The following is a 23013-nucleotide window of genomic DNA, read 5'->3' as shown; positions in this document are numbered from 1 at the left end:
TGAAACGCAAAACACTGCTGTAATTGGTTATTTTGCGACCAGCAGTATTGTTCTACATCATAAAAGCGGCTGTTTTGCCTATCTTTTTAAAGGCAAAACTCGTATTATTTCGCCCCAAAATGGTTAGGGGTTTAGTTGCTTTGCTTGTTACGGAGGCTGCTACACTGTTAATCAACAATAAGAAGGGTCACCTTAGGGTGAATTTTTAATCACTAGCAATAAACTGCAGCGGAACTCAACATGAGCCAGACCAAATCGTTAAATGTTGACTACAACTATACCGTTGTCCGCCTTTTTGCCGTCACCACAGTGATGTGGGGTATTGTCGGTATGGGGTTGGGTGTATTACTTGCGGCGCAACTGTATTGGCCCGCACTTAATTTTGACACGGCATGGTTTACATACAGTCGTCTTCGTCCTCTTCACACTAACGCAGTAATCTTCGCCTTTGGTACAAGTGCTCTGTTTGCCACGTCTTATTATGTGGTTCAGCGTACCTGCCAGGTCAGGCTTTTTGCCGAGAAGCTTGCGATGTTTACTTTTATTGGCTGGCAAGCAGTCATTATTGCCGCAATTATTACTTTGCCTCAGGGTATAGGTAACAGCAGTAAAGAATATGCTGAGCTGGAATGGCCAATCGACATTTTGATTGCAGTGGTCTGGATTTCGTATGCCATAGTGTTCTTCGGCACACTGGTTAAACGTAAAACCAGCCATATTTACGTGGCAAACTGGTTTTACGGTGGTTTTATTATTACCGTTGCAGCTCTGCACATAGTAAACAGCATGGCAGTGCCAGTGTCTTTCACCAAGTCGTATTCTGTTTACGCTGGTGCAGTAGATGCCATGGTGCAATGGTGGTATGGTCACAACGCTGTAGGTTTCTTATTAACAGCAGGCTTCCTGGGTATGATGTATTACTTCGTACCAAAACAGGCTGGCCGTCCTGTGTACTCCTACCGTTTATCAGTGGTGCACTTCTGGGCTCTGATCGCGCTGTACATCTGGGCCGGTTCACACCACTTGCACTACACTGCCCTGCCAGACTGGACTCAGTCTGTAGGTATGGTGATGTCAGTCATCCTGTTCGTACCAAGCTGGGGTGGCATGATCAATGGTATCATGACACTGTCTGGTGCCTGGCATAAACTGAAAACTGACCCTATCTTACGTTTCCTGATCGTGTCACTGTCTTTCTACGGTATGTCGACTTTCGAAGGTCCTATGATGGCGATCAAGTCTGTAAACGCGCTGTCGCATTACACAGACTGGACAGTAGGTCACGTACACTCAGGTGCTTTAGGTTGGGTTGCCATGGTGTCTATCGGCGCTATTTACCACCTGATCCCGAATATTTATAACCAGGGCCGGATGTACAGCATCAAGCTGATCAACACCCACTTCTGGTTACACACTATCGGCGTGGTTCTGTACATTGTTGCTATGTGGATCAGCGGCATTATGCAAGGCATGATGTGGCGTGCAGTCAACACTGACGGCACCCTGACCTACAGCTTTGTACAAAGCTTAGAAGCCTCTTACCCGTTCTACCTGATGCGCTTTATCGGTGGCTGTTTTGTCGTCACAGGTATGCTGGTCATGGCGTATAACGTTGTGAAAACTATCAGAGCGAAAGATGGTGCTCTGGAACCAGTAGCTGAAGCAGCGTAAGGAGCTTATTGTGTCTAAGAACTATCATGAATTTTTTGAGAAAAGTGCTGGCTGGTTAGCCATAGGCACAGTGCTTGCAATCAGCTTTGGTACTCTGGTTGAAATCACTCCGCTGCTGTTTTTAAAAGAAACCACCGAACCTGTGGACGGCTTAAAGCCGTACACAGCGCTACAACTGGAAGGCCGTGACATTTATATCCGTGAAGGATGTGTCAACTGCCACAGTCAGATGATCCGCCCGTTCCGCCATGAAGTGGAACGTTACGGTCACTACTCTGTTGCCGGTGAAAGTGTATGGGAACATCCATTTTTATGGGGTTCAAAACGTACTGGTCCTGATTTAGCCCGTGTTGGCGGTCGTTACAGTGATGACTGGCACTATGCGCACTTAATGAACCCACGTGACGTTGTGCCTCAGTCGAATATGCCTGGTTTTCCATGGCTGGCGACAAACACGCTGGATGGCGAGTTAACTCCGAAAAAGATGGAAATCTTCAACAAGTTAACTAAAGGCAAAATGCCTGCAAACGATGAAGACGGCGTGATGTACTCTGCCGAAGAAATCGCGGCTGCTACAGAATCTGTCAAAGGAAAAACAGAGATGCAGGCATTAATTGCCTATCTGCAATCCCTTGGCACGGCGCTGAAGTAATAATGATGGATATTGCAACCCTACACAGTATTTTCACCGTGCTAGTGTTTGTAGGTTTTATTGGTCTCGTGGTCTGGCTATTTGTACTAAAACGCAAGCCAGACTTCGATGAACAGGCAAATTTGCCTTTTGCAGACGACCAAAAACCAAAACAACAACAGAAACAGGAGTCGGATCATGAGTAGCTTTTGGAGCACTTGGATCAGTGTCTTAACAATAGCGTGTATCGTATTTTGCGCCGTCATTTTAACCTGGAACTTAAAAAACCATGTTGGAGTCAAAGAGGGCGAATCGACTGGTCACGAGTTTGATGGCATTGAAGAAATTAACAATCCTCTGCCAAAATGGTGGACTTATATGTTTTACGCCACCATCGTCTGGTCGGTGTATTACTTTGCCGCCTACCCTGGCTTAGGTAACTATAAAGGCTTTTTAAACTGGACCAGTTCAAACCAGGGTATTAAAAACCTGGCTGAGTCTAAAGCTGCTGTAGAACAAAACAAACTGGATGGCAAAAACGTACAGTTGGACCGCGAGTATGATGCAGCCAGCGAAACCTATGCCAAAGAATTTGCCAAGTACACCAGCCGCGACATACTGGATTTGGCCTATGACGCTGATGCATTAAAAGTAGGTCAACGTTTGTTCCTGCAAAACTGTGCACAGTGTCACGGCTCAGATGCCCGTGGTCAGCGTGGTTTCCCTAACCTGACAGATGATGACTGGTTATATGGTGGTACGCCGGACAAGATCAAAGAAACCCTGCTGTATGGTCGTAAAGCGGCTATGCCAGCCTGGGGCGATGCTTTGGGTGAACAAGGTGTAAAAGAGATGACAGCTTATGTATTAAGCCTGTCAGGCCGTAAGGTAAATGATAAAGATGCAGCAGCCGGCAAAATGAAGTTTGGCATGTGTGCAGCTTGTCACGGCGTAGATGGTAAAGGCAGCTTAGCCCATAACCTGCCATTCGGCGCACCTAACCTGACGGACAACACTTGGTTATACGGTGGTTCACACGGTGCTGTAGAAGAAACGCTGAATAAAGGCCGTAACGGTCAGATGCCCGCGTTTAAAGAGATTTTAGGTGAAGACAAAATCCATATTATCTCTGCTTACGTTTACCGTTTATCACGTCCAGAAGAAAGCAGTAAGTAATCTGTCTTGCTGTTAAATCTAATAAGCCCCGCTTTGTGGGGCTTATTGCTATCTGTAAGAGGTCTTTATGTTGCATGATACAAAACCCTGGTACAAACAGCTGTGGCCCTGGTTATTGATCGCCTTCCCCATCGTCTCCTTTATCAAAGGTGGCCACACCATTTACATCATGCAGCAAAATAATCCGGATCTGGTGATCGATGATTACTACAAAGAAGGCCGTGCTATTAATATGAATTTAGCCAAATACCGAGAGGCTGAATTACGTAATTTACATGCCAACACTTTGATTGCCGCCAATCAGGTCATAGTACGTTTCGAACAAAATAAAACCTTAGGCCAACATCTGTCGCTTGAGTTTCTCCACAACACCATTGCTGCCAATGATTTTATCGTTACTGCAGAGCGTAGCGGCGAAAATCTGTATGTCGCCACTTTACCTAAGACTTTAGAAGGTAAATGGAATCTGGTGGTGTCTGATGAACACAAAGACTGGAAACTGAGGGCTACCGTTATGCTGCCACAACAAGGTGAATTTAAGCTGGGATATTAACAGTGTCGTATACAGGTTGTTTTCACTGCAATGAAGCCATACCGGCAGGCTCAGACTTTACTCTTAGCATAGAGCAGCAGCCGCGGCATTTTTGTTGCCCAGGTTGCTTAGCCGTCGCTGAAACTATTATCGACCAGGGACTGGGCGATTATTATAAATTTCGTACCGCCCCGGCCAGCAAGGCTGAACTGGTACCCGGTCAATTACAACTGCTCAATTATGACAGCGCAGAAATATTGGCTGACCTGACCCAAAGCAAAGACAATCAGACTCAAATTGAATTATCGATTAGCGGTATTAGCTGCGCAGCCTGTGCCTGGCTGATTGAAAAACAACTGAAAAAAAATCCCGCCATTCACACCGTCAGCGTTAATTCCAGCACAGCCCGCTGTATCGTCAGTTGGGATGTAAAACAACTTAAACTCAGCGACATACTCAGTAGCATCAATCAATTGGGCTATCAGGCATCGCCTTTTATGGCTGATCAGGAAGAAGCCGTTCAACAAACCGAATTACGTCAATTTTTAAAGCGTCTCGCTGTATCAGGCATTATGAGTATGCAGGTGATGATGCTGGCTTTTGGCCTCTATTTTGGAGAATACACCGGCATAGAACCAGAATTTGAAGGCTATTTGCGTTGGATCAGTTTGTTATTAACAACTCCTGTGGTGTTTTACAGTGCTAAACCTTTTACCTTAAGTGCCTGGCGCGCGGTCAAAGGGCGTGAGTTAAATATGGACGTGCCTGTTACGCTAGCCGTATTTTATACCTTTATCGCCTCTGCCTATGCCACTTTGTTTGGTATAGGTGAAGTGTATTTTGAATCCGTTTGTATGTTTGTATTTCTACTGCAACTGGGTAAGTTTTTTGAATTCCGTGCCAGAGCTCAGGCCAGAGCTGCCACAGGTAACCTGTTAAAAATCATGCCCGTTTCTGCCAGGTTGCTGCAAGGAGATGAGGTGATTTCAACCTCTGCCCGTCGTTTAGAAGCCGGACAAGTCATACTTGTTCAGGCCGGTGAAACCATAGCAGCAGATGGCATGGTATTGTCGGGGGAAAGTTCGGTGGACGAGTCGATGTTAACCGGTGAATACAAGGCGGTGAGCAAAAAGGTTGGTGACACTGTGATGGCCGGCAGCATTAACCATGATGGTGTGCTGAAAGTGACAGTGCATCAGGCATTGGCTCATTCACGTTTAGGTCAGATCATCAGTCTGCAACAACAGACGCTGAATCAAAAACCACAGATTGTGGAAAAAACAACTAAGCTGGCGCGCTTCTTTATTCAGCGATTATTGGTTATTGCTTTAGGTACTTTTTTAGTCTGGTATTTCTGGCTGGATCAAGACAGAGCTTTTTGGGTTACCTTATCAGTTCTGGTCGCCACCTGCCCTTGCGCTTTAACACTAGCCACGCCAACGGCTATTACCTGTGCCTTAGCTCGCTTAAACCGCAAAGGCATTCTGATCAAAAATCAGCAGGTGCTGGAAATTCTGCCACAGCTTAATTCGATATTTCTGGATAAAACCGGCAGCCTGACGCAAGGCCGTTTTAGTGTCCAAAACACCCGACTGCATAGCAACCTCTATGACGAAGATACCTTGCTCGCACTGATAGCACGAATCGAAACCTATTCAGAGCACCCTATCGCCAAAGCTTTCGCGCCTTACCTGACGACTACTGCAAAGATAGAACGGGTACAAGTGCATGTGGGTTCTGGTTTATCAGCACTTTGGATACAGGAAGATGGCTCCACTGCAGAAATAAAAGTGGGCAGTGCCGCTTTTTGCAACGTTCAGGACCAGATCACTGACTCGGTCTGTTGCACTGTCAATCATCAACTGGTGCTCTCTGTTGAACTGTCAGACGCATTGCGCCCAGAAGTGCCTGCACTTGTTCAAGCGTTAAAACAACGTGGTTTAGCCTTGTCCATGCTGACGGGTGACTCTTCTGCTCAAGTGGAAGAAGTGCAACAGCAATTGCAGCTTGATCAGGTCTTTAAAGGCTGTAGCCCTGAGCAAAAAGTTGAACAAATCAGCTTAGCTGTTGCCCGGGGTGATAAAGTGCTGATGTTAGGCGACGGCATTAACGACAGTCCTTGTTTTCATGCCGCCCATGTATCTGTGGCTCTGGATTCAGGCACGGATTTATCGAAAAATCAGGCCGATGTGGTATTACTGCATAATGATTTGAATTTAGTACAGGAACTGATTGAAGGCGCTGTATTGGCGCAACGCATCGTAAAACAAAACCTGTGGTGGGCTGTGGGGTATAATCTGGTGATTATTCCTTTGGCTGTTGCTGGTTTTGTCTCACCTTATGTGGCGGTGATTGGTATGTCATTCAGCTCTATTTTAGTGGTGTCAAATTCACTGAGGTTACTTAAAGCATGAGTATTATTTATGTGCTGATCCCTATTGCGATACTTTTTGTCTGTATTGGTCTGGGCATTTTTTTCTGGGCGGTACGCAGCCGCCAGTTTGATGATTTAAACAAAGAAGGCATGAGTATTTTGTTTGAAGAAGAAAAGCAAGCCGTAAAACCAGAAGTTGATCCGGATAAACAGCCTCCGCAATGAGTCCAGAACTTACGCTTAACCTGCTGGCAGCCCTGAGCATAGGTTTTTTAGGCAGTAGCCACTGCCTGGTGATGTGTGGCGGCATTGCCAGCGCATTGCAACTCGCTATGCCTCAGCTTAATTTGCTACAACAACTCAAGCTGCAGTTCATGCTCAGCCTCGGTCGTATCACGACATACAGCTTATTAGGGGCTCTGACAGGAGCATTTGGTGCAACGGTACTGGTCAAACTCGGCATCAGTTTCTTTTGGTTAAAATTACTGGCCGGTATGCTGTTATTGCTGATGGCTTTTTACGTCGCTCGCTTATGGTTTGCCCTGACGCTGTTTGAAAAGCTGGGGGCAGTTTTATGGCGCAAGATCCAGCCACTCGCTAAGGCCTTGTTACCTCTGGATCGCAGTTCAAAAGCCTTAGCTTATGGTCTGTGTTGGGGCTTTTTACCTTGTGGTCTGGTCTACAGCAGTTTAGGCTGGAGTCTGGCCAGTGGCAGCGCCTGGCAAGGTGCAATGCTGATGCTGGCTTTTGGCTTAGGAACCTTACCTGCTATGCTGGCCGTTGGCAGTTTTGCCCGCCAGTTAAGTCAGTTTAAAAATAACAAATGGGTCAGAACCAGCGCAGCTTTTCTATTAGCTTTATACGCGCTTTACACTATAGCTATTGCATTAGCGCCGCGACTTTTCTAAGCTGGGAAAGTTGCCATAAAGGAATACTTATGTCCGGTTCAAATTTGAGTTGCCAACACTGCGGATTTAGTCAGCTGTGCCTGCCCTTCAGCCTTAATAATGCTGAACTGGACACACTGGATGATATTATTGAACGCAAAAAACCACTGCACAAAGGTGACTTCCTGATTGAAGCAGGAACTACGCTGCATTCTCTATACGCTGTGCGCAGCGGTTCTTTTAAAACCTTTACCCTGACTGAGTCAGGTGAAGAACAAATTACCGGCTTTCATTTACCTGGTGACGTGATAGGTTTTGATGCCATTGGCGAGCAGCAACATCCAAGCTTTGCTCAGGCACTGGAAACTGCGATGGTCTGTGAAATCCCCTACAGTCAGATGGATCATCTGATGGGTGAACTGCCAAAGTTACGTCAACAAATGATGCGACTGATGAGTCAGGATATCAGTGGCGACCAACAAATGTTGTTGTTACTGAACCGCAAAAATGCCGAAGAAAAGCTGGCAGCCTTCTTAACTAACCTTTCCCAGCGTTTTGCCAATCGTGGATTTTCAAAAAAAGAATTCCGTTTAAGCATGACCCGAGGTGAGATAGGCAACTATTTAGGCCTGACGGTTGAAACTATTAGTCGTTTATTAGGTCGATTCCATAAGGACGATTTAATACAGGTGGACGGAAAACTGATTTCAATCAGCAATCCTGACGCTTTAAGCAAACTGGCTGGTGGTTCCGCTATCGCTCGCTGACAGATTGGTAAACCCAAAGTAACCATATAACTGGTACCAAGGGTTTTATTGATCCAGCACAAGGACTTATCAGCCTACCTTCGCTACCTTGGCTACACTTACAGGGTGAGCCCTAGCTTAGCAGGAGCATGATATGACCTTATATCCTAAAGTACTGGTAGTACTAGACCCTTCAGTGGCTGAACAAAAAGCTCTGAATCGGGCGGTTCAACTGGCCAAACTGCAAGACTGTCAACTGACGGCTTTCTTATCTATTTACGATTTTTCCTATGAAATGACCACTATGTTATCCGGCGAAGAGCGCGAATCGATGCGCCAGGCCGTGATCAATGACCGTGAACTCTGGATCAGTGAACTGGTTGCAGAACACAGAGAACAGGGTCTGAAGGTGGATATTCAGGTGGTCTGGCACAACAGGCCTTTTGAAGCCATAGTCCAGGCTGTACTGGAGAAAGATTACAGTTTGGTGATCAAAGGCACACATGATCATGATGTGCTGAAATCCATGATATTCACCCCAACCGACTGGCATATTTTGCGTAAATGCCCATGCCCTGTATTACTGGTGAAAGATCATGACTGGCCTGAGCATGGCAATATAGTGGCGGCAGTCAATGCCGGTAGCGAGCAGACGCACCACAGCTCGCTAAACCAACGCATTATTCAGCAGTCCAAACAACTTGCAACGCTGCTGAATGGCAAAGTGCAACTGGTTAACGCCTTCCCTGGTACACCTGTGAATATTGCCATTGAAATTCCTGAATTTAATCCGCAGGAATACAACCAGACCATGAAAACTCATCATCTGGACGCGGTGCAAAAGCTGGCATTGGAATTTGAACTGCCATCGGCTCAGACTCATGTACTCGAAGGGATGCCTGAAGATGTGATCCCTAAACTGGCGCAACAACTGGATGCCGAGATGGTGGTGATAGGTACCATAGGCCGCACTGGTTTATCAGCAGCCATTATTGGCAATACTGCTGAGCATGTGATAGACAGGCTCGATTGTGACGTCTTAGCAGTCAAACCTGCAGGTTTTGTCTGTCCACTGACAAAACATTAAGTTCCACACGCTACAAAGCTGGCGCGTAGTTGGTTATACTACGCGCCATTTTTCCGTAGGGTCGTTGTTTTATGTCACATGCAGCAGAAGCCAAAGCACAATATAACCTGAATAAATTACACAAACGCCTGCGTCGTGGCGTTGGTCAAGCCATTGCCGACTTTAATATGATTGAAGAAGGTGACAAGGTGATGGTGTGTTTGTCCGGTGGTAAGGACAGCTACACCTTGCTGGATATTCTGCTGAATTTACAACAATCTGCCCCTATTCAGTTTTCCATAGTGGCGGTGAATCTTGATCAGAAACAACCTGGGTTTCCAGCGGATGTTCTGCCTGGTTATTTAACCCGTATCGGCGTGGATTTTCAGATAGTCACCGAAGACACCTACTCTATTGTCAAAGACAAAATTCCTGAAGGCAAAACCACCTGCTCTTTATGCTCACGCTTGCGCAGGGGCATTTTATACCGCACGGCCAAAGAGTTGGGCGCCACTAAAATTGCCTTAGGCCATCACCGTGACGACATGATTGAAACCATGTTTTTAAATATGTTCTACGGCGGCAAAATGAAGTCGATGCCAGCTAAGCTGATTAGTGACAACGGCGAGCATATTGTCATTCGTCCTTTGGCCTATTGCCGCGAAAAAGACATCGAAAAGTACTCGACTGCCCGTGAGTTCCCAATCATCCCTTGTAACTTATGCGGCTCGCAGGACGGTTTGCAGCGTCAGGTGGTGAAAGAAATGCTGCAGGACTGGGATAAACGTTTCCCTGGCCGTATCGAAACCATGTTCCAGGCCATGCAGAATATTGTACCCTCGCACATGATTGACAAAAATCTGTTTGATTTTGCTGGTATCAGTAAAGACAGCCCTTTGGCTGTTGAAGGTGATATGGCCTTTGATAAACCTGATGTACCCAAAGTACCAGTGGGTTTACTGCAGGATGAAGACGAGCCAGCTGCTGCAGCTGTCCAATTTGTTGAATTACTGTAGGGGATGGGTTGATCCCGTCTAAAATCCAAACCCAATGCCAGACAGGGACCATATTTCGCTAATGGTCAGCGCTTATTAAATTCATCAAAGAGCAGCATCAGCTGCTCTTTTTCATTAATAAATCCCTTTTGCTGCAGCAGTTCCATCACCACTTCTGCGGTACACAAGGCGCCGTCCCTTTGATTACGCCGTAGTGTATACACAGATGGTGTATCGGGCTTAATGCCAAGGCGATAACAAGACTGCAAATAAGGGCTTTGCCTAAGCATTTTAGCCGCTTCCTGCCAGGTGGCATCCAACAAAACCCAGTGTGTGATAGATTCATTCAGGCGGACTGCCAGCTCTTTAAGGGCTGCAGGATTTTGAGCCTGATATTGGCCTTGCTGCAACAGATAACAGGCTTGGGGTATATCAGATAACAAAGGATAAATTAACCCTAGCTGCTGCTTGTCAGATAAATCCAGCAGCCTTTGATCAGCTGCTTTGCGTTGCCATTCAATCACCTCAACCTTGATCTTTAGTGAAGCTCTGAGCGCCTTTAACACTAAAGCGCCGGTGTTGGTACTTTTTTGCAACTCCCTGCTGTGGGTCAGCAGGTAAAGCACCAACTCCGGCATCGAATTAAGGCTGCAACAATAAAGGAGTAGCGTGATCCGGCACTTTAGAAAACTGTACTGTTGCAGTATCAGCTAAAGATTCAGGTAAAAATAATCGGCAACGGTTTTGTTCACATAAAAGTTGCTGACTTAAAGCCGCATCTGAGCTTTGCGCCACCACTTCTGAGGCAAAATGCACGGTTAAACCAGAAACATCAGGTAACCAGTATTTGCCCCAACCTGCCAATGAATCCAAAAGTTCATCAAACTGGCCTTGTAATTTACGCAGCTGAGCCACAGTAGCTTGTTGTGGCACTGGCATCTTACTGCGCAGCTTAAAGTTTAAGTCACAAGCTGCTGCACCTTCAGGCTGCTTTAAAACGATCAGCGCTTTTTGTACATTCAGCATCTCGTCAAAAGGCAACATCAGCTCGCCATTGCCAGCAATAGTTAAAGGAGCTTCAGAAATATCAGTGGTGATTAACGCCTTATCCACAGTACAGACTTCACTGGTGCCGGCTTTTTGCAGTATAAAGGCCAGCGTAATATCGCTGAACTCGACCTTTTCACTCTTTTTCATCCGGGCATAAAAGCCATCGTAATTAAATACGGTATCAGCTAAAGCTGATCCGCTAAAAGCAACCAGCGCACTGGCCAGAACATAAGATTTCATCATTAGCTGTCTATATGTTTAGTATTGGCTTTAAGCATGGTATGGATTTCTTTGACATAGTCCTGACCACGCTCTGAATACCGAAGCAAACCTGTCACCAGATGATGCCCGGCGACTTCGCCTTCAGCGCGGCGTTTTGCTCTGAGTTGACGTAAATCTTCATACACATAAAAGGTGTTGAGGTTATAAAAGTAACTATTAATAGCGGCAGCCACATGAGGAAATACTGCAACTTCATGGTATTTGCCTACACTGCGTTTTTGTGGCACCAGGCCACAACCTGCTTTAAAGCACCACTGGCCAAAGAAATTATAAGCTTCTAAGGCAAAACGACTGCTACCCCAGCCTGATTCTTTTGCTGCCTGAATAAGTACTAAGTCCGCTGGTATAGCGTCGACACGGCTGAGCAGCAAACGAAAGCCTTCAGCATCGACGTCCGGGTAATCCAGTTTAAATTCATCATACAGACTGAAGATAAAAGCATATTCTTCCACTGTTAATTCTTGTTGTTGCAGTTTCTGCTGGACTTCAATGATCTGCTGACGGATATGCAACAACCTGGCGTTTTCACGTTCAATAAAAGGCAATAAATATTCAAAAAAAGCCTTTTTCTTCTCTACCACATCTTTATATTGTTCAAAGTCAGGGACTGGTAACAACTCTGGCATGGCCACAGGGTATGCCAGTCTTTTTAATAACTTACGTTGATCAGCTGCATCAAGAGCTTCCAGCTTTGACGGTATTTGCCAATCAGCTAAAGAAGCGATGTCTTCAACAGGAGCAGGTTTTAGAAATGGGTAAGCCGCAGCATAAAGCGCCAACGCCCATAAAAGTAACCAAAAACTCAGTTCTGTTTTTTTCATGCGATGCCCTGATTTCGCCTTTTATCCGATCCATTCACTGAGTGAATAGAACCACAATGGCGCGTATTCTAACCAGATCTGTTGGTAGTTTCGACCACAAATTGGCCGAAATAATTAGACACCTCAATGATGAATAAGATAAGCATTTGTTTTTTAATAAAATTTAAAATGGCAAGAAAACTGCATACTCTGCTATAACAATGAAAAAGGAGAATAACATGCGTCAACTTAGTTTAATTTCTGCTCTGGTTATAGCTTTATCTGCAACAAGCGTGATGGCGGACGACGCCAAAGTGCTGGAAAAAACCATCGATGCCAAAAGCTTCAGCAAACTGGTGTTGGACGTTCCGGTTGGTGAAATTAATGTCAAAGTATCAAAAGGCACTGACATCAATTTAGTGGTTGCATTAGAGCCAGATGACGACTGGTTAGGTCGCAGTAGTGATTTATCAGATGCAGAAATCAGCATACGTGATGATGGGTCCACCTTAAAGCTGAAGGTTGATTTAGAAGACGACGATGATGTAGAGCAAACCTGGACAGTCACTATGCCAGCCGATATAGCGGTGTCGCTCAATTTAGGTGTGGGCTCCATTGAAATTGACGATCTGACGTCGGATATCAATGTAGATTTAGGTGTTGGTGAGATAGATATTGACGTTGATACCAGTTTGTTCGACTCCATTAAACTGGACGCTGGTGTAGGCGATACCTCAATCAAAGGTGGCAAAGGCCGCTATGAACGGGATCAGGTGCTGGTCACCAGTTCAAGTCAGTTACATGGGCAAGGTAAAAAAGAACTGGAAGCCAATGTAGGTGTGGGTGATATTGAAGTGCGCGATAACCAGTAACTATCAATCAAACAAGTTTTAAGGCGCTTTATCTACCCTAAGTAATTGGAGTTGCAGCAAGGCGGCAAGTGACAGAGACCCCAGGAGCATAGTTGTTCCTATGTGACTGGGGCGAGGAATGCGCCAACACAGCTGCGGCTTCAAGTAAGACGGGTATGGATCCAGTTGGGTGTAAAGCGCCAGTATGATTTTAAAGCCTCTTTTAAATCAAAAAAACTGGTTAACGGCAAGGAATCACCACTGATACAACTGTACGTAAAGCGGTGGCAGTTGTTCCTTAGTAAGTCGTAATCCTGATAGCTGTAAATCTTTTCTATAGCCCGGTTTGCCGCAATCTCAGAACCTATAATCTCACCTGCCGGTGTAGTGGCAAAAATTAAGTCAGCACCGGATCGGTCTGCCAAAAAGCGGTTAAAGGATAAAGAACGCACCAGGCCAGATCCTGCCAGCTCCACTATTTGCCCGTCCCCTATATAAATACCAGTATGCTCAAAAAACTGAAAAATTTCGCAGCCGACCACAGCGCCGACGGGGATAGTTCGCAGACTTAACATAAAGCTCCTGATTTTCCCGCTTTTTTTTGCAATCATACTTGCAAAAGACGTCTAGGCGTGTAAAAAGGTGTAAGCAAAGATATTTATAACTAATAACGAAAAACGGAGACATAAGGGTAGCGGTATGAAACCAATAGAGCGCTCGACAAAATTAGATGGGGTTTGTTATGACATTCGGGGTCCGGTGGCTCGTGAAGCCAAACGGATGGAAGAAGAAGGTCAGCGTATTTTAAAGCTCAATATTGGTAATCCCGCGCCTTTTGGTTTTGAAGCGCCGGATGAAATTTTAAAACACGTGATCCACAACCTGCCCACAGCTCAGGGCTACAGCGATTCTCAGGGTATCTATTCTGCGCGGGTTGCAGTGGCACAGTATTATCAGCAGCGCGGCATTTTAGGCGCAGATGCGGATGACGTGTATATTGGTAATGGCGTATCAGAACTGATTCTGATGTCGTTGCAGGCACTTCTGAATAACGGCGATGAGGTGTTGATCCCCTCCCCTGATTACCCGCTCTGGACAGCTGCAGTCAATCTGGCCGGTGGCAATGCGGTGCATTATCGCTGCGATGAGCAATCAGACTGGTTTCCTGATTTAGCTGATATTCGCGCCAAAATCACCAAAAAAACCAAAGCTCTGGTGTTGATCAACCCGAATAACCCAACAGGGGCTGTTTACTCTAAAGCGGTTTTATTGGATCTGCTGGCCATTGCCCGTGAGCATAAGCTGGTGGTCTTGAGTGATGAAATTTACGACAAAATATTGTATGACGGTGCAGAGCATGTCACCACAGCTTCGTTAACTGACGATTTATTTATGCTGACCTTTGGTGGTTTATCGAAAAACTACCGAATCGCAGGTTTTCGTGTCGGTTGGATTTTGTTATCCGGTGCTAAACATCTGGCAAAACACTATGTCGAAGGTTTGAATATTCTGGCTTCTATGCGCCTTTGTGCCAACGTTCCCTGCCAACATGCGGTACAAACAGCTTTAGGTGGCTACCAAAGTATTAACGAGCTGATCATACCTGGTGGCCGTTTGTACGACCAAATGGATTTAGCCCATAAATTGGTAACCAGTATTGACGGAATCAGCTGTGTGCGGCCCAAAGGTGCTATGTATTTATTCCCTAAACTGGACCGTAAAAAGTTTAAAATTAAAGATGATGAGCTGATGGTGCTGGACTTTTTGCGTCAACATAAAGTGTTGCTGGTGCATGGCCGTGCTTTTAACTGGCCTGAGCCGGATCATTTCCGTATTGTGTTTTTACCGCATAAAGAACAGCTGGAAATGGCGATTGGCCGCTTAGCGCAGTTTTTACCGGGCTATCAACAGTAGCATCAACAGTAGTGGATCAGCAGTAAAAGGCCATAATGATTACGGATAAAGAACCAAGCCACTTTTTCGCTCATCTGTTCCGGATGAAGCTGATCAACAGATGGCCGCTAATGAGAAACGTCAATACAGAAAATGTGGCCGAACACAGCCATCAGGTGGCTGTTGTGGCCCATATGCTGGCGCTTATTCGTCGTGAAGTATTTGCGGGTGAAGTGCAACCGGAACGGGTGGCAACACTGGCGTTGTTTCATGACGCCAGTGAAGTACTGACCGGTGATTTACCCACGCCGGTAAAGTACTTTAATGCGCAGATTGCTCAGGAATACAAAAAAATAGAACGTATTGCTGAGCAAAAGTTGCTGTCGATGTTGCCGGAGAAATTACAGCCTTTTTATCAATCTTTGCTGCTGTCAGATCAGTATTCGGCTGATGAAAAACTGCTCGTTAAGGCTGCGGACACGCTCTGTGCTTATGTAAAAACTCTGGAAGAGCTGTCGGCCGGCAATCATGAGTTTGTGCTGGCGAAAAAGCGTCTGGAGAGCGTGTTAGAAGACTATGCTTTACCTGAAGTGAACTACTTTCTTGAAATTTTCATCCCAAGCTTTTCGCTGTCTTTGGATGAAATCAGTTTGCAGGATGGCCAACTGTAGGGGTGGGCTTGTCCCCACCCGTCTCAAATTACAATCCAATCCCGAACGGGTTTATCCCGCCCCCGCCGTAACGGTGCGCGGTGCAAATGGACGGGCCGGCACAAGCCACGGCACCTGCTACGAGCCTGCCTTTAATGCTGGTCCCGACACACTTCCTGATTAAATTCAAACTCTATGGTGGTATGTTCAAGCTGATAGGGCTGCAGTAACTGCCGTATTTGTTCTTTATGGGCTTTTAATTGCTCTGCCGCAGTCTCAGCTTTCAACACCAAATGAGCCGTTAACACATGTTTTTCGCCGTCCAGTGACCACAAATGCAGGTGATGTACATCCTGCACAAAACCTAAGTCCTGCAATTGATGTTCAATTTTAGCGGCCAGTTTTGGGTCCGGGCTGACCTGTAAAAACAGTGCCAGAGTGCGACGTAAATTACGCCAGACGTTGATCAGAATAAAGCAGGTAAAACCAATACTTAACAGCGGGTCTAACCAAGCCCAGTCGGTAAAATAAATCAGAATAGAACCAACCAGCACAGCAACCCAACCTAAGACATCTTCCAACAAATGCCAGGTCAGAATTTTTTCATTTTGGGTTTTGCCACCCCGCAGCTTAAAGACAGCGGCACCATTGACCAGTACACCTAAAACGGCAAGCCCCATCATTCCCATAGCATGGGGTAATTGCGGCTCCCATAAACGAGGTATAGCTTCATATAAAATCCAGCAGGAGCCCAGCACTAAAATCACGCTATTAATCAGAGCACTTAATAAGGACCAGCGCCGGTAACCATAACTGTATCTGGGATTCGCTTCTTTCCCTGCAACTTTGGCGGCGAACCAGGCAAAAGCTATGGCCAGTGTATCGCCTAAATCGTGCATAGCGTCAGCCATAATGGCCACGCTATTGGTTAGCCAACCGCCGATAAATTCGATAATGGTGAAACTAAAGTTCAGCCAGAAGGCGGTTGCTATATTACCGGACTCAGAACCATGATGATGGTGGTGGTGACCAAATAGACCATGGGAATGCGAATGCTCGTCGTCATCGTTGTGAGCATGCTCATGCTCTGGTCCATGGTCATGATTGCAGCTTGTACTATGCTGATGGGATTTGTGGTCTGGCTTTGAATGGTCGTGTGGCATGCTACACCCGAAAAAAATGCCGTAATATGAATACCATATCTGGTTTTGCCCTGCTCTGCCAGAGCGCACATCAGCTAGCTGAGAAGAATTTAAACTTTTACGTCATTCAGAGCAAAAAAGCTTGAGCCAGCGCCAACAAAACAATAGTCTGAGACTGAAGTTTAACTGAATGATGCCGATACAAAACCAGTCGTCAGCAACAACAAGAACAACAAATGCCATTGAATTTTACTGTCCTTCTACTTACAGCTCTGTGTGCTTTATCAACGACGTCAGTCGTAGCGGGTAGCCTTAACCACAACAAAAGCACCGATTACGCCGCCTGGTCGGAAAAAAATCGCGATGGCAGCTGGACCCGCATGACAGAGCAGGCTGTGGCACAATCTCCACTGGTTAAACTGGTACCAGCCGATGTGCAAAGCTTCTGCCCCCGTTATGCAAGTCTTGCCCAACAGCAACGTAGCAAGTTCTGGGTAGCTTTGTTTTCTGCTATGGCCAAACCTGAAAGTAATTTTAAGCCTCAGTCTTTTTATCAAGAAAAGTTTAAAGACGCTCAAGGTCGCCGGGTCATAAGCCGTGGTTTGCTGCAAATTTCCCACGAAAGCGCCAATCAGCCTCGTTACGCCTGCGATATTAAACAACCGCATTCTTTGCACGACCCCAAAGTGAACTTAAGTTGTGGTGTGAAAATAATGAGCAAGTGGGTTCAAACTGATGGAGTGATCAGCCAGCCCCGTTGGAGTAAAGATCCCAAAGGCGGCGCCCGTTATTGGTCTACGTTACGGCCACAACGCGGTAAAGTGCAATCTATTGCCGATTTTACCCGCCAACTGCCCTTTTGTGCCCCTTATGCCGGCAGATCAACCAAAGCCAAATTAACAGTAGCGATTTAAGTTCTGCCATTACCGCTGACGACTAGTCAAAGTGACCAAAGCAATACCTCCTAAAATCGCTATTGAAGCCAAAATCAGACGCACACTGAAAGGCTCTGCCAAAAACAGCACAGCCCCCACAGCGGCGACCAGAGGCACACTGAGTTGTACCGTTGCTGCTGTACTGGCTTTTAAATAAGGCAAAGCAGTATACCAAAGCGCGTAACCAAGGCCTGATGTCAGAGCTCCGGATAGGACAGCGTACCAAACACCATCTAAATCAAGCAAAATCCCGTCAAAAAACACCAGAACCAGGATCAGAGCAATAGGCACAGTGCGTATAAAATTACCTGCTGTCACTTTGATAGGGTCGCCACCGCCTTTCCCTCGCAATGAATACACTCCCCAGGCCACACCGGAAAGCATCATTAACAAACCAGCCCCGAAAGGAGGAGCAGATAATCCCGGTAATAACAAGCCAACCAAACCTGCACAGGCAAAGATAAAACCCAGACTCTGTAACCAAGTAAAACGCTCCCCCCGCCAGAAACCATAAGCAATCATACTGGCTTGTACTGCGCCAAATAGCAGTAAGGCCCCAGCTGCTGTACTTAAACTGACGTAAGAGACGGAAAATGCGATGGCATACACAAACAAAGCCAAAGCTGACCACCAATTGCCCTCACCGGCACGATTGTCCGCTTTGATGGATATCAGCAACCAAAGTACTAAAGCGCCTGAAATCAGCCGCACCGCAGTAAAACTAACAGGATCAATATCGGTGTGGATCAATGCAGCCCGGCACAGCAGCGAGTTACCGGCAAACGCTAATAAGGCAAACAGGGTAAAAACGGCAACTCTAGCAGCAGACATAGCTAATGTTCATCTCTGAATACAATGGAATCCAGCATAACATTGTAAAAACAGAGAGTTAAATCATAGAAGGTGGAAAAGATAAAACAGAGGTATAAATTGCAGGTATAAAAAAGCCACCCGGAGGTGGCCTTTTACTCTGCTCAAAGAATTAAGCAGTTAAAGCTTCTTTTGCCTTAGCGACTAAAGCAGCAAATGCGCCTTTGTCGTATACAGCGATATCAGCCAGGATCTTACGGTCGATTTCAACAGATGCTCTTTTCAGACCATCGATGAAGCGGCTGTAAGATAAACCGTTCTGACGAGATGCAGCGTTGATACGCGCGATCCACAGTTGACGGAATTGACGTTTACGTTGACGACGGTCGCGGTAAGCGTATTGGCCAGCTTTAATAACTGCCTGGAAAGCGACACGATAAACACGACTGCGGGCACCGTAGTAACCTTTAGCCTGGTTTAACACCTTCTTGTGACGAGCGCGAGCTGTCACACCACGTTTTACTCTTGGCATTTAAAATCTCCTAATATTATGCGTATGGCAGACAACGAGCGATACCAGCCACGTCAACTTTTGCAACTAACGTTTTTGGACCTAACTGACGCTTACGCTTAGAAGACTTCTTCGTCAAAATGTGGCGAAGATGTGATTGCTTACGTTTAAAACCGCCTGAGCCGGTTTTTTTAAAGCGCTTTGCAGCACCTTTGTTGGTTTTCATCTTTGGCATAGTTAAATAACTCGCATTGTTTAGATTACAACGAATAATAAGGCGATAAAAAACGCCGCTTTATTCAAGCGGCGTATCTTATGCTTGAAAGCTCTTATTACTTCTTATTTGGGGCCAGCATCATGATCATCTGACGACCCTCAACACGGCTTGGGAAAGATTCACAGATAGCGATATCTGCCATATCTTCTTTAATCCGGTTAAGCATCTCAATACCGATGTCCAGATGCGCCATTTCACGACCACGGTAGCGGAGCGTTACTTTAGCTTTGTCACCCTCTTCAATGAAGCGACGCAGGTTGCGTAGTTTTACCTGGTAATCGCCTTCATCAGTTCCAGGACGGAATTTTATTTCCTTAATCTGGATCTGTTTTTGCTTTTTCTTCTGCTCTTTAGCAGCTTTGCCTTTCTCAAACAGGAACTTACCATAGTCCATCAACTTACAAACAGGTGGTTCAGCGGTTGGGCTAATCTCTACCAAGTCAGCGCCTGCTTCTTCTGCTAAACGAATAGCTTCTGAAGTGTTTACTACACCTAATTGCTCACCTTCCAGACCTAACAAGCGTACTTCTTTAACGTTGATTTCTTCGTTAATACGGTTTGGTCTGTTCGCCGGTAAAGTTTTCTTTCCTACTTTAATAGTATGTTCCTCCAAGAGTGAAAATAATTAGACCCGGTTTTTAATTTCAGTGGTCAACTTGGTTACAAAGTCGCTTACACTCATTTTTCCGAGGTCTTCGCCCTTCCGTGTTCTTAACGCGATATCACCGGCTTCAACTTCTTTGTCACCGACTACCACTAAATAAGGAACACGCTGTAGCGTGTGCTCGCGGATTTTAAAGCCTATCTTCTCATTTCTCAAGTCAGAAATAGCTCTAATACCATGAGATTTGAAAGTTTTTACTAAATCCTGCACATATTCGGCCTGATTATCGGTAATATTCATCACCACAACCTGAGTTGGGGCCAACCAGGCTGGGAAAAAGCCTGCATATTCTTCAATCAGAATGCCGATAAAACGCTCCAGCGAGCCCAAAATCGCACGGTGGATCATCACTGGCACTTGTCTGTCGTTGCCTTCAGCAACAAAACTTGCACCTAAACGACCAGGTAAAGCGAAATCGAGCTGCACTGTACCACATTGCCAGGCACGGCCTAAGCAATCGTGTAAAGTAAATTCAATTTTAGGGCCATAAAACGCACCTTCACCAGGTTGCAGGTCGTAGGCTATGCCGTTGGCATCCAAAGCTTCTGCTAAACCCTGCTCAGCACGGTGCCACATTTCGTCAGTACCAATGCGTTTTTCCGGGCGAGTGGATAATTTCACCTGCACGTCTTTAAAACCAAAAGTACTGTAGACGTCGAAGACCATTTTTATACAAGCCGATACTTCAGCCTGCACCTGATCTTCAGTACAGAAGATATGAGCGTCATCCTGAGTAAAACCGCGCACCCGCATCAGGCCGTGTAAACCACCTGATGGCTCGTTCCTGTGACAGCAACCAAACTCAGCCATCCGCAGCGGTAAATCGCGGTACGACTTTAAGCCCTGATTAAAAATCTGGACATGGCCAGGACAGTTCATTGGCTTGATGGCGTAATCACGGTTTTCAGAACTGGTGACAAACATATTGTCTGAATATTTTTCCCAGTGACCGGATTTCTCCCACAGCACTTTGTCCATCATAAATGGACCTTTGACTTCCTCATAATCGTATTGGCTCAGCTTTTCACGGACAAAAGTTTCCAGCTCGCGGAAGATGGTCCAGCCGTCGTTGTGCCAGAACACCATGCCAGGTGCTTCTTCCTGCCAGTGGAATAAACCTAAGGCTTTACCAATTTTACGGTGATCGCGTTTTTCCGCTTCTTCCAGTTGCAGTAAATAAGCTGCTAATTGCTTTTTATCTGCCCAGGCTGTGCCGTAAATACGTTGCAGCATTTTATTTTTTGCATCACCACGCCAGTAAGCACCGGCCACTTTCATCACTTTAAAGTGCTGGCAGAACCGCATATTTGGCACGTGTGGGCCACGACACATGTCGATGTATTCTTCGTGGTGGTATAAACCTGGCTGGTCATCTTTGGCGATGTTCTGATCCAGGATTTCCATTTTGTAGCTTTCGCCACGCGCAGCGAAGGTGTCATAAGCTTGTTGCCAGCTTACTTTTTTCTTCACTACGTCATATTCGGTTTTGGCCAGTTGCAGCATACGCTCTTCAAGTTGCGCTAAATCATCGCTGCTGATTGGACGGTCTAAATCTACGTCATAATAAAAGCCGTTGTCGATGACAGGGCCAATCGCCATTTTGGTATTTGGCCACAACTGCTTAATAGCATGACCTAACAAGTGAGCACAGGAGTGGCGGATAATTTCCAGGCCTTCCTGATCTTTGGCGGTGACAATGCTTAATGAAGCGTCTTCAGTGATCAGCTCACAAGCGTCTACCAATTGACCATTGATTTTGCCTGCAATGGTGGCTTTCGCCAGACCCGGGCCTATGTCTTTGGCAACGTCTAATACAGATAAAGGGGCGTCAAATGAACGCTGACTACCGTCAGGTAAAGTAATAACTGGCATGATAAGTCCTCACAGTGGTGGCCCGTACCAAGGGTCACATGTTGATTCAATTTAAATTAAGGGTATGTTTTTTGCGGTTCAACCTTACGAGCGGTAGAACAAAACAGCTCAACACGTAGTTGGGACTGTTTTTAACAAAAAGCGGCTGCATCATAACCGATACGGCGCTTTATCGGCAACAACCAAGCCAATAGCTGTATAAAGCAGGCAATTTTTTCGCCTGATACAGTATTAAGGCCTACACTACAACTTATCAGGAGCTTTAAAGGGAAGGACCCGCAGATATTCAGTCGCCAGTGCTTGCTGCAACAGGTGTTGGTAAACGGAGGATCTATGGACATACTGCATAAAACTATTCTTTGCCCTTTCTGTGGTCACCCCACTCATATCACCCTGGATATCAGCGGTGAAGATCAGGACGACATTGAAGATTGCAGCAATTGCTGCAACCCAATTCATGTGCAGACTCATAAAGATGAGCTGCATAATAAAGTGCAAGTGTTTATCGACGCTGAAGACGAGCAGTATTATTAGCCATATCAGGCATTTCTGGCAGCAAGCACCCGTTCTACCGTATCCACTATGGTGACTGTTTGCTGATCCAGTTCGATATTCACTCTGTCACCCACTTTGCGTTGGCCTAAAGTAGTCACGGTGAGCGTTTCTGGTATTAAATGCAGGCTAAAACTCTCTGCTGTCACTTCGCCTACGGTCAGGCTGATACCGTCAATGCTGATAAAACCTTTGCTGAGCACATAGTTTTTAAACTCTGGCTTTAGCTCTATATCCACCCGCCAATTCGCACCTGTTTGGCTGACAGCTAAAATAGTGGCTGTACCGTGCACATGGCCTGACACCAAATGCCCACCAATTTCACGGCCAAAAGTTAAAGAGCGTTCGAAGTTGACTAATGAGCCAGTGCTTAAAGCGCCTAGGTTGGTTTTAGCTAAAGTTTCGTCAATCACATCAAAACTAACACAGCCTAAAGGCTCCATCAGACTGAAATCGGTGGCAGTTAAACAAGTGCCGTTAATAGAGATGCTGGCGCCCCGTTCCAGGTTTTGTAATAACTGCACAGGTACTGCAAGAGTTAGGCGACGAAACTGCTCCTGGTCGCCGATTTCACTGACTTTAACTTTTGCCTGCACTATTCCTGTAAACATAAAACCTCTGCTGTGCTATCTTTACGGCGTTTTTT

27 protein-coding genes are annotated in these 23013 nt (G+C 46.0%); 16 read left to right on the top strand and 11 right to left on the bottom strand.

The window, feature by feature from the left end; translation table 11 throughout:
• The first annotated feature begins 240 nt into the window (after positions 1-240).
• From ccoN to ttcA, 11 genes are all read left to right on the top strand, one after another.
• Positions 241-1671, top strand: coding sequence for a cytochrome-c oxidase, cbb3-type subunit I (gene ccoN, locus EK374_RS09900; protein ID WP_127022681.1), 1431 nt, complete (start codon positions 241-243; stop codon positions 1669-1671).
• Positions 1672-1681: 10 nt separating this feature from the next.
• A complete protein-coding gene (ccoO, locus tag EK374_RS09895) occupies positions 1682-2323 on the top strand; it encodes a cytochrome-c oxidase, cbb3-type subunit II (protein ID WP_127022678.1) in 642 nt (213 codons plus the stop codon).
• A gap of 2 nt (positions 2324-2325) precedes the next feature.
• The gene (locus EK374_RS09890; protein WP_407691855.1) at positions 2326-2508 is read left to right on the top strand and encodes a cbb3-type cytochrome oxidase subunit 3; all 183 of its coding nucleotides are present in this window, start codon (positions 2326-2328) and stop codon (positions 2506-2508) included.
• Complete coding sequence (ccoP, locus tag EK374_RS09885; RefSeq protein ID WP_127022675.1) at positions 2501-3478, top strand: cytochrome-c oxidase, cbb3-type subunit III; 978 nt, start codon at positions 2501-2503, stop codon at positions 3476-3478. Before EK374_RS09890 ends, ccoP begins: the two co-directional genes overlap by 8 nt.
• A gap of 67 nt (positions 3479-3545) precedes the next feature.
• Complete coding sequence (locus tag EK374_RS09880) at positions 3546-4031, top strand: FixH family protein (protein WP_127022672.1); 486 nt, start codon at positions 3546-3548, stop codon at positions 4029-4031.
• Between the two features lie 2 nt (positions 4032-4033).
• A complete protein-coding gene (locus tag EK374_RS09875; RefSeq protein ID WP_127022669.1) occupies positions 4034-6424 on the top strand; it encodes a heavy metal translocating P-type ATPase in 2391 nt (796 codons plus the stop codon).
• Positions 6421-6609 (top strand): cbb3-type cytochrome oxidase assembly protein CcoS, encoded by a 189-nt coding sequence (gene ccoS, locus EK374_RS09870; protein ID WP_127022667.1) that lies wholly within the window; start codon positions 6421-6423, stop codon positions 6607-6609. The genes EK374_RS09875 and ccoS overlap by 4 nt, the downstream gene beginning before the upstream one ends.
• Positions 6606-7292, top strand: a complete 687-nt coding sequence (locus tag EK374_RS09865; RefSeq protein ID WP_127022664.1) for a sulfite exporter TauE/SafE family protein — start codon at positions 6606-6608, stop codon at positions 7290-7292. Before ccoS ends, EK374_RS09865 begins: the two co-directional genes overlap by 4 nt.
• Before the next feature lie 29 nt (positions 7293-7321).
• Positions 7322-8038 carry a fumarate/nitrate reduction transcriptional regulator Fnr gene (gene fnr, locus EK374_RS09860; RefSeq protein ID WP_127022661.1) on the top strand — a complete coding sequence of 239 codons (717 nt, stop codon included), beginning with the start codon at positions 7322-7324 and terminating at the stop codon, positions 8036-8038.
• 133 nt (positions 8039-8171) lie between these two features.
• Positions 8172-9104 (top strand): universal stress protein UspE, encoded by a 933-nt coding sequence (uspE, locus tag EK374_RS09855; RefSeq protein ID WP_127022658.1) that lies wholly within the window; start codon positions 8172-8174, stop codon positions 9102-9104.
• A gap of 71 nt (positions 9105-9175) precedes the next feature.
• The gene (gene ttcA / locus EK374_RS09850; RefSeq protein ID WP_127022655.1) at positions 9176-10099 is read left to right on the top strand and encodes a tRNA 2-thiocytidine(32) synthetase TtcA; all 924 of its coding nucleotides are present in this window, start codon (positions 9176-9178) and stop codon (positions 10097-10099) included.
• Between the two features lie 65 nt (positions 10100-10164).
• Here the strand turns inward: ttcA and EK374_RS09845 are convergent, their stop codons facing one another.
• Genes EK374_RS09845 through EK374_RS09835 form a run of 3 tightly spaced genes read right to left on the bottom strand, consistent with a single transcriptional unit; the run spans position 10165 to position 12231 of the window.
• Positions 10165-10716: a DTW domain-containing protein gene (locus tag EK374_RS09845; RefSeq protein ID WP_127022652.1), complete on the bottom strand. Its 552-nt coding sequence runs from the start codon at positions 10714-10716 to the stop codon at positions 10165-10167.
• A 4-nt stretch (positions 10717-10720) separates the two neighbouring features.
• On the bottom strand, positions 10721-11371 hold the full coding sequence (locus tag EK374_RS09840; protein ID WP_127022649.1) for a DUF2987 domain-containing protein: 651 nt from the start codon (positions 11369-11371) through the stop codon (positions 10721-10723).
• Positions 11371-12231: a glucosaminidase domain-containing protein gene (locus EK374_RS09835; protein WP_127022646.1), complete on the bottom strand. Its 861-nt coding sequence runs from the start codon at positions 12229-12231 to the stop codon at positions 11371-11373. The genes EK374_RS09840 and EK374_RS09835 overlap by 1 nt, the downstream gene beginning before the upstream one ends.
• Before the next feature lie 218 nt (positions 12232-12449).
• On the opposite strand from EK374_RS09835, the gene EK374_RS09830 reads away from it, so the two are divergent.
• A complete protein-coding gene (locus tag EK374_RS09830; RefSeq protein ID WP_127022643.1) occupies positions 12450-13082 on the top strand; it encodes a hypothetical protein in 633 nt (210 codons plus the stop codon).
• Between the two features lie 140 nt (positions 13083-13222).
• On the opposite strand, the gene EK374_RS09825 is transcribed toward EK374_RS09830, so the two are convergent.
• Entirely contained in the window at positions 13223-13636 is a 414-nt protein-coding gene (locus EK374_RS09825) for a C40 family peptidase (RefSeq protein WP_127022640.1), read from the bottom strand.
• Positions 13637-13760: 124 nt separating this feature from the next.
• Here EK374_RS09825 and EK374_RS09820 point away from each other — a divergent pair, with 124 nt between their 5' ends.
• Together EK374_RS09820 and yfbR are read left to right on the top strand one after the other, a co-directional pair.
• Positions 13761-14975, top strand: coding sequence for a pyridoxal phosphate-dependent aminotransferase (locus tag EK374_RS09820; protein ID WP_127022637.1), 1215 nt, complete (start codon positions 13761-13763; stop codon positions 14973-14975).
• Between the two features lie 35 nt (positions 14976-15010).
• A complete protein-coding gene (gene yfbR / locus EK374_RS09815) occupies positions 15011-15625 on the top strand; it encodes a 5'-deoxynucleotidase (RefSeq protein ID WP_127022634.1) in 615 nt (204 codons plus the stop codon).
• A gap of 131 nt (positions 15626-15756) precedes the next feature.
• Here yfbR and EK374_RS09810 read toward each other — a convergent pair whose 3' ends face one another.
• The gene (locus EK374_RS09810) at positions 15757-16767 is read right to left on the bottom strand and encodes a cation diffusion facilitator family transporter (RefSeq protein ID WP_127022629.1); all 1011 of its coding nucleotides are present in this window, start codon (positions 16765-16767) and stop codon (positions 15757-15759) included.
• Between the two features lie 215 nt (positions 16768-16982).
• On the opposite strand from EK374_RS09810, the gene EK374_RS09805 reads away from it, so the two are divergent.
• Entirely contained in the window at positions 16983-17660 is a 678-nt protein-coding gene (locus EK374_RS09805) for a transglycosylase SLT domain-containing protein (protein WP_127022626.1), read from the top strand.
• Between the two features lie 9 nt (positions 17661-17669).
• Here the strand turns inward: EK374_RS09805 and EK374_RS09800 are convergent, their stop codons facing one another.
• From EK374_RS09800 to thrS, 5 genes are all read right to left on the bottom strand, one after another.
• The gene (locus EK374_RS09800) at positions 17670-18512 is read right to left on the bottom strand and encodes a DMT family transporter (RefSeq protein WP_127022623.1); all 843 of its coding nucleotides are present in this window, start codon (positions 18510-18512) and stop codon (positions 17670-17672) included.
• A gap of 151 nt (positions 18513-18663) precedes the next feature.
• The gene (gene rplT, locus EK374_RS09795; RefSeq protein ID WP_008898705.1) at positions 18664-19023 is read right to left on the bottom strand and encodes a 50S ribosomal protein L20; all 360 of its coding nucleotides are present in this window, start codon (positions 19021-19023) and stop codon (positions 18664-18666) included.
• Positions 19024-19039: 16 nt separating this feature from the next.
• Positions 19040-19237: a 50S ribosomal protein L35 gene (rpmI, locus tag EK374_RS09790; protein ID WP_040554869.1), complete on the bottom strand. Its 198-nt coding sequence runs from the start codon at positions 19235-19237 to the stop codon at positions 19040-19042.
• 97 nt (positions 19238-19334) lie between these two features.
• Positions 19335-19892: a translation initiation factor IF-3 gene (gene infC / locus EK374_RS09785; RefSeq protein ID WP_267898330.1), complete on the bottom strand. Its 558-nt coding sequence runs from the start codon at positions 19890-19892 to the stop codon at positions 19335-19337.
• Positions 19893-19904: 12 nt separating this feature from the next.
• Positions 19905-21815, bottom strand: coding sequence for a threonine--tRNA ligase (thrS, locus tag EK374_RS09780; RefSeq protein ID WP_127022620.1), 1911 nt, complete (start codon positions 21813-21815; stop codon positions 19905-19907).
• 333 nt (positions 21816-22148) lie between these two features.
• On the opposite strand from thrS, the gene EK374_RS09775 reads away from it, so the two are divergent.
• Positions 22149-22349: a CPXCG motif-containing cysteine-rich protein gene (locus EK374_RS09775; RefSeq protein ID WP_127022617.1), complete on the top strand. Its 201-nt coding sequence runs from the start codon at positions 22149-22151 to the stop codon at positions 22347-22349.
• Between the two features lie 5 nt (positions 22350-22354).
• Here EK374_RS09775 and EK374_RS09770 read toward each other — a convergent pair whose 3' ends face one another.
• Positions 22355-22978, bottom strand: a complete 624-nt coding sequence (locus EK374_RS09770; protein WP_127022614.1) for a riboflavin synthase subunit alpha — start codon at positions 22976-22978, stop codon at positions 22355-22357.
• Between the last annotated feature and the right edge of the window lie 35 nt (positions 22979-23013).

This window comes from Rheinheimera mangrovi, assembly GCF_003990335.1.
Lineage (GTDB): Bacteria > Pseudomonadota > Gammaproteobacteria > Enterobacterales > Alteromonadaceae > Pararheinheimera > Pararheinheimera mangrovi.
This window is presented reverse-complemented; position numbering and strand designations above follow the sequence as displayed.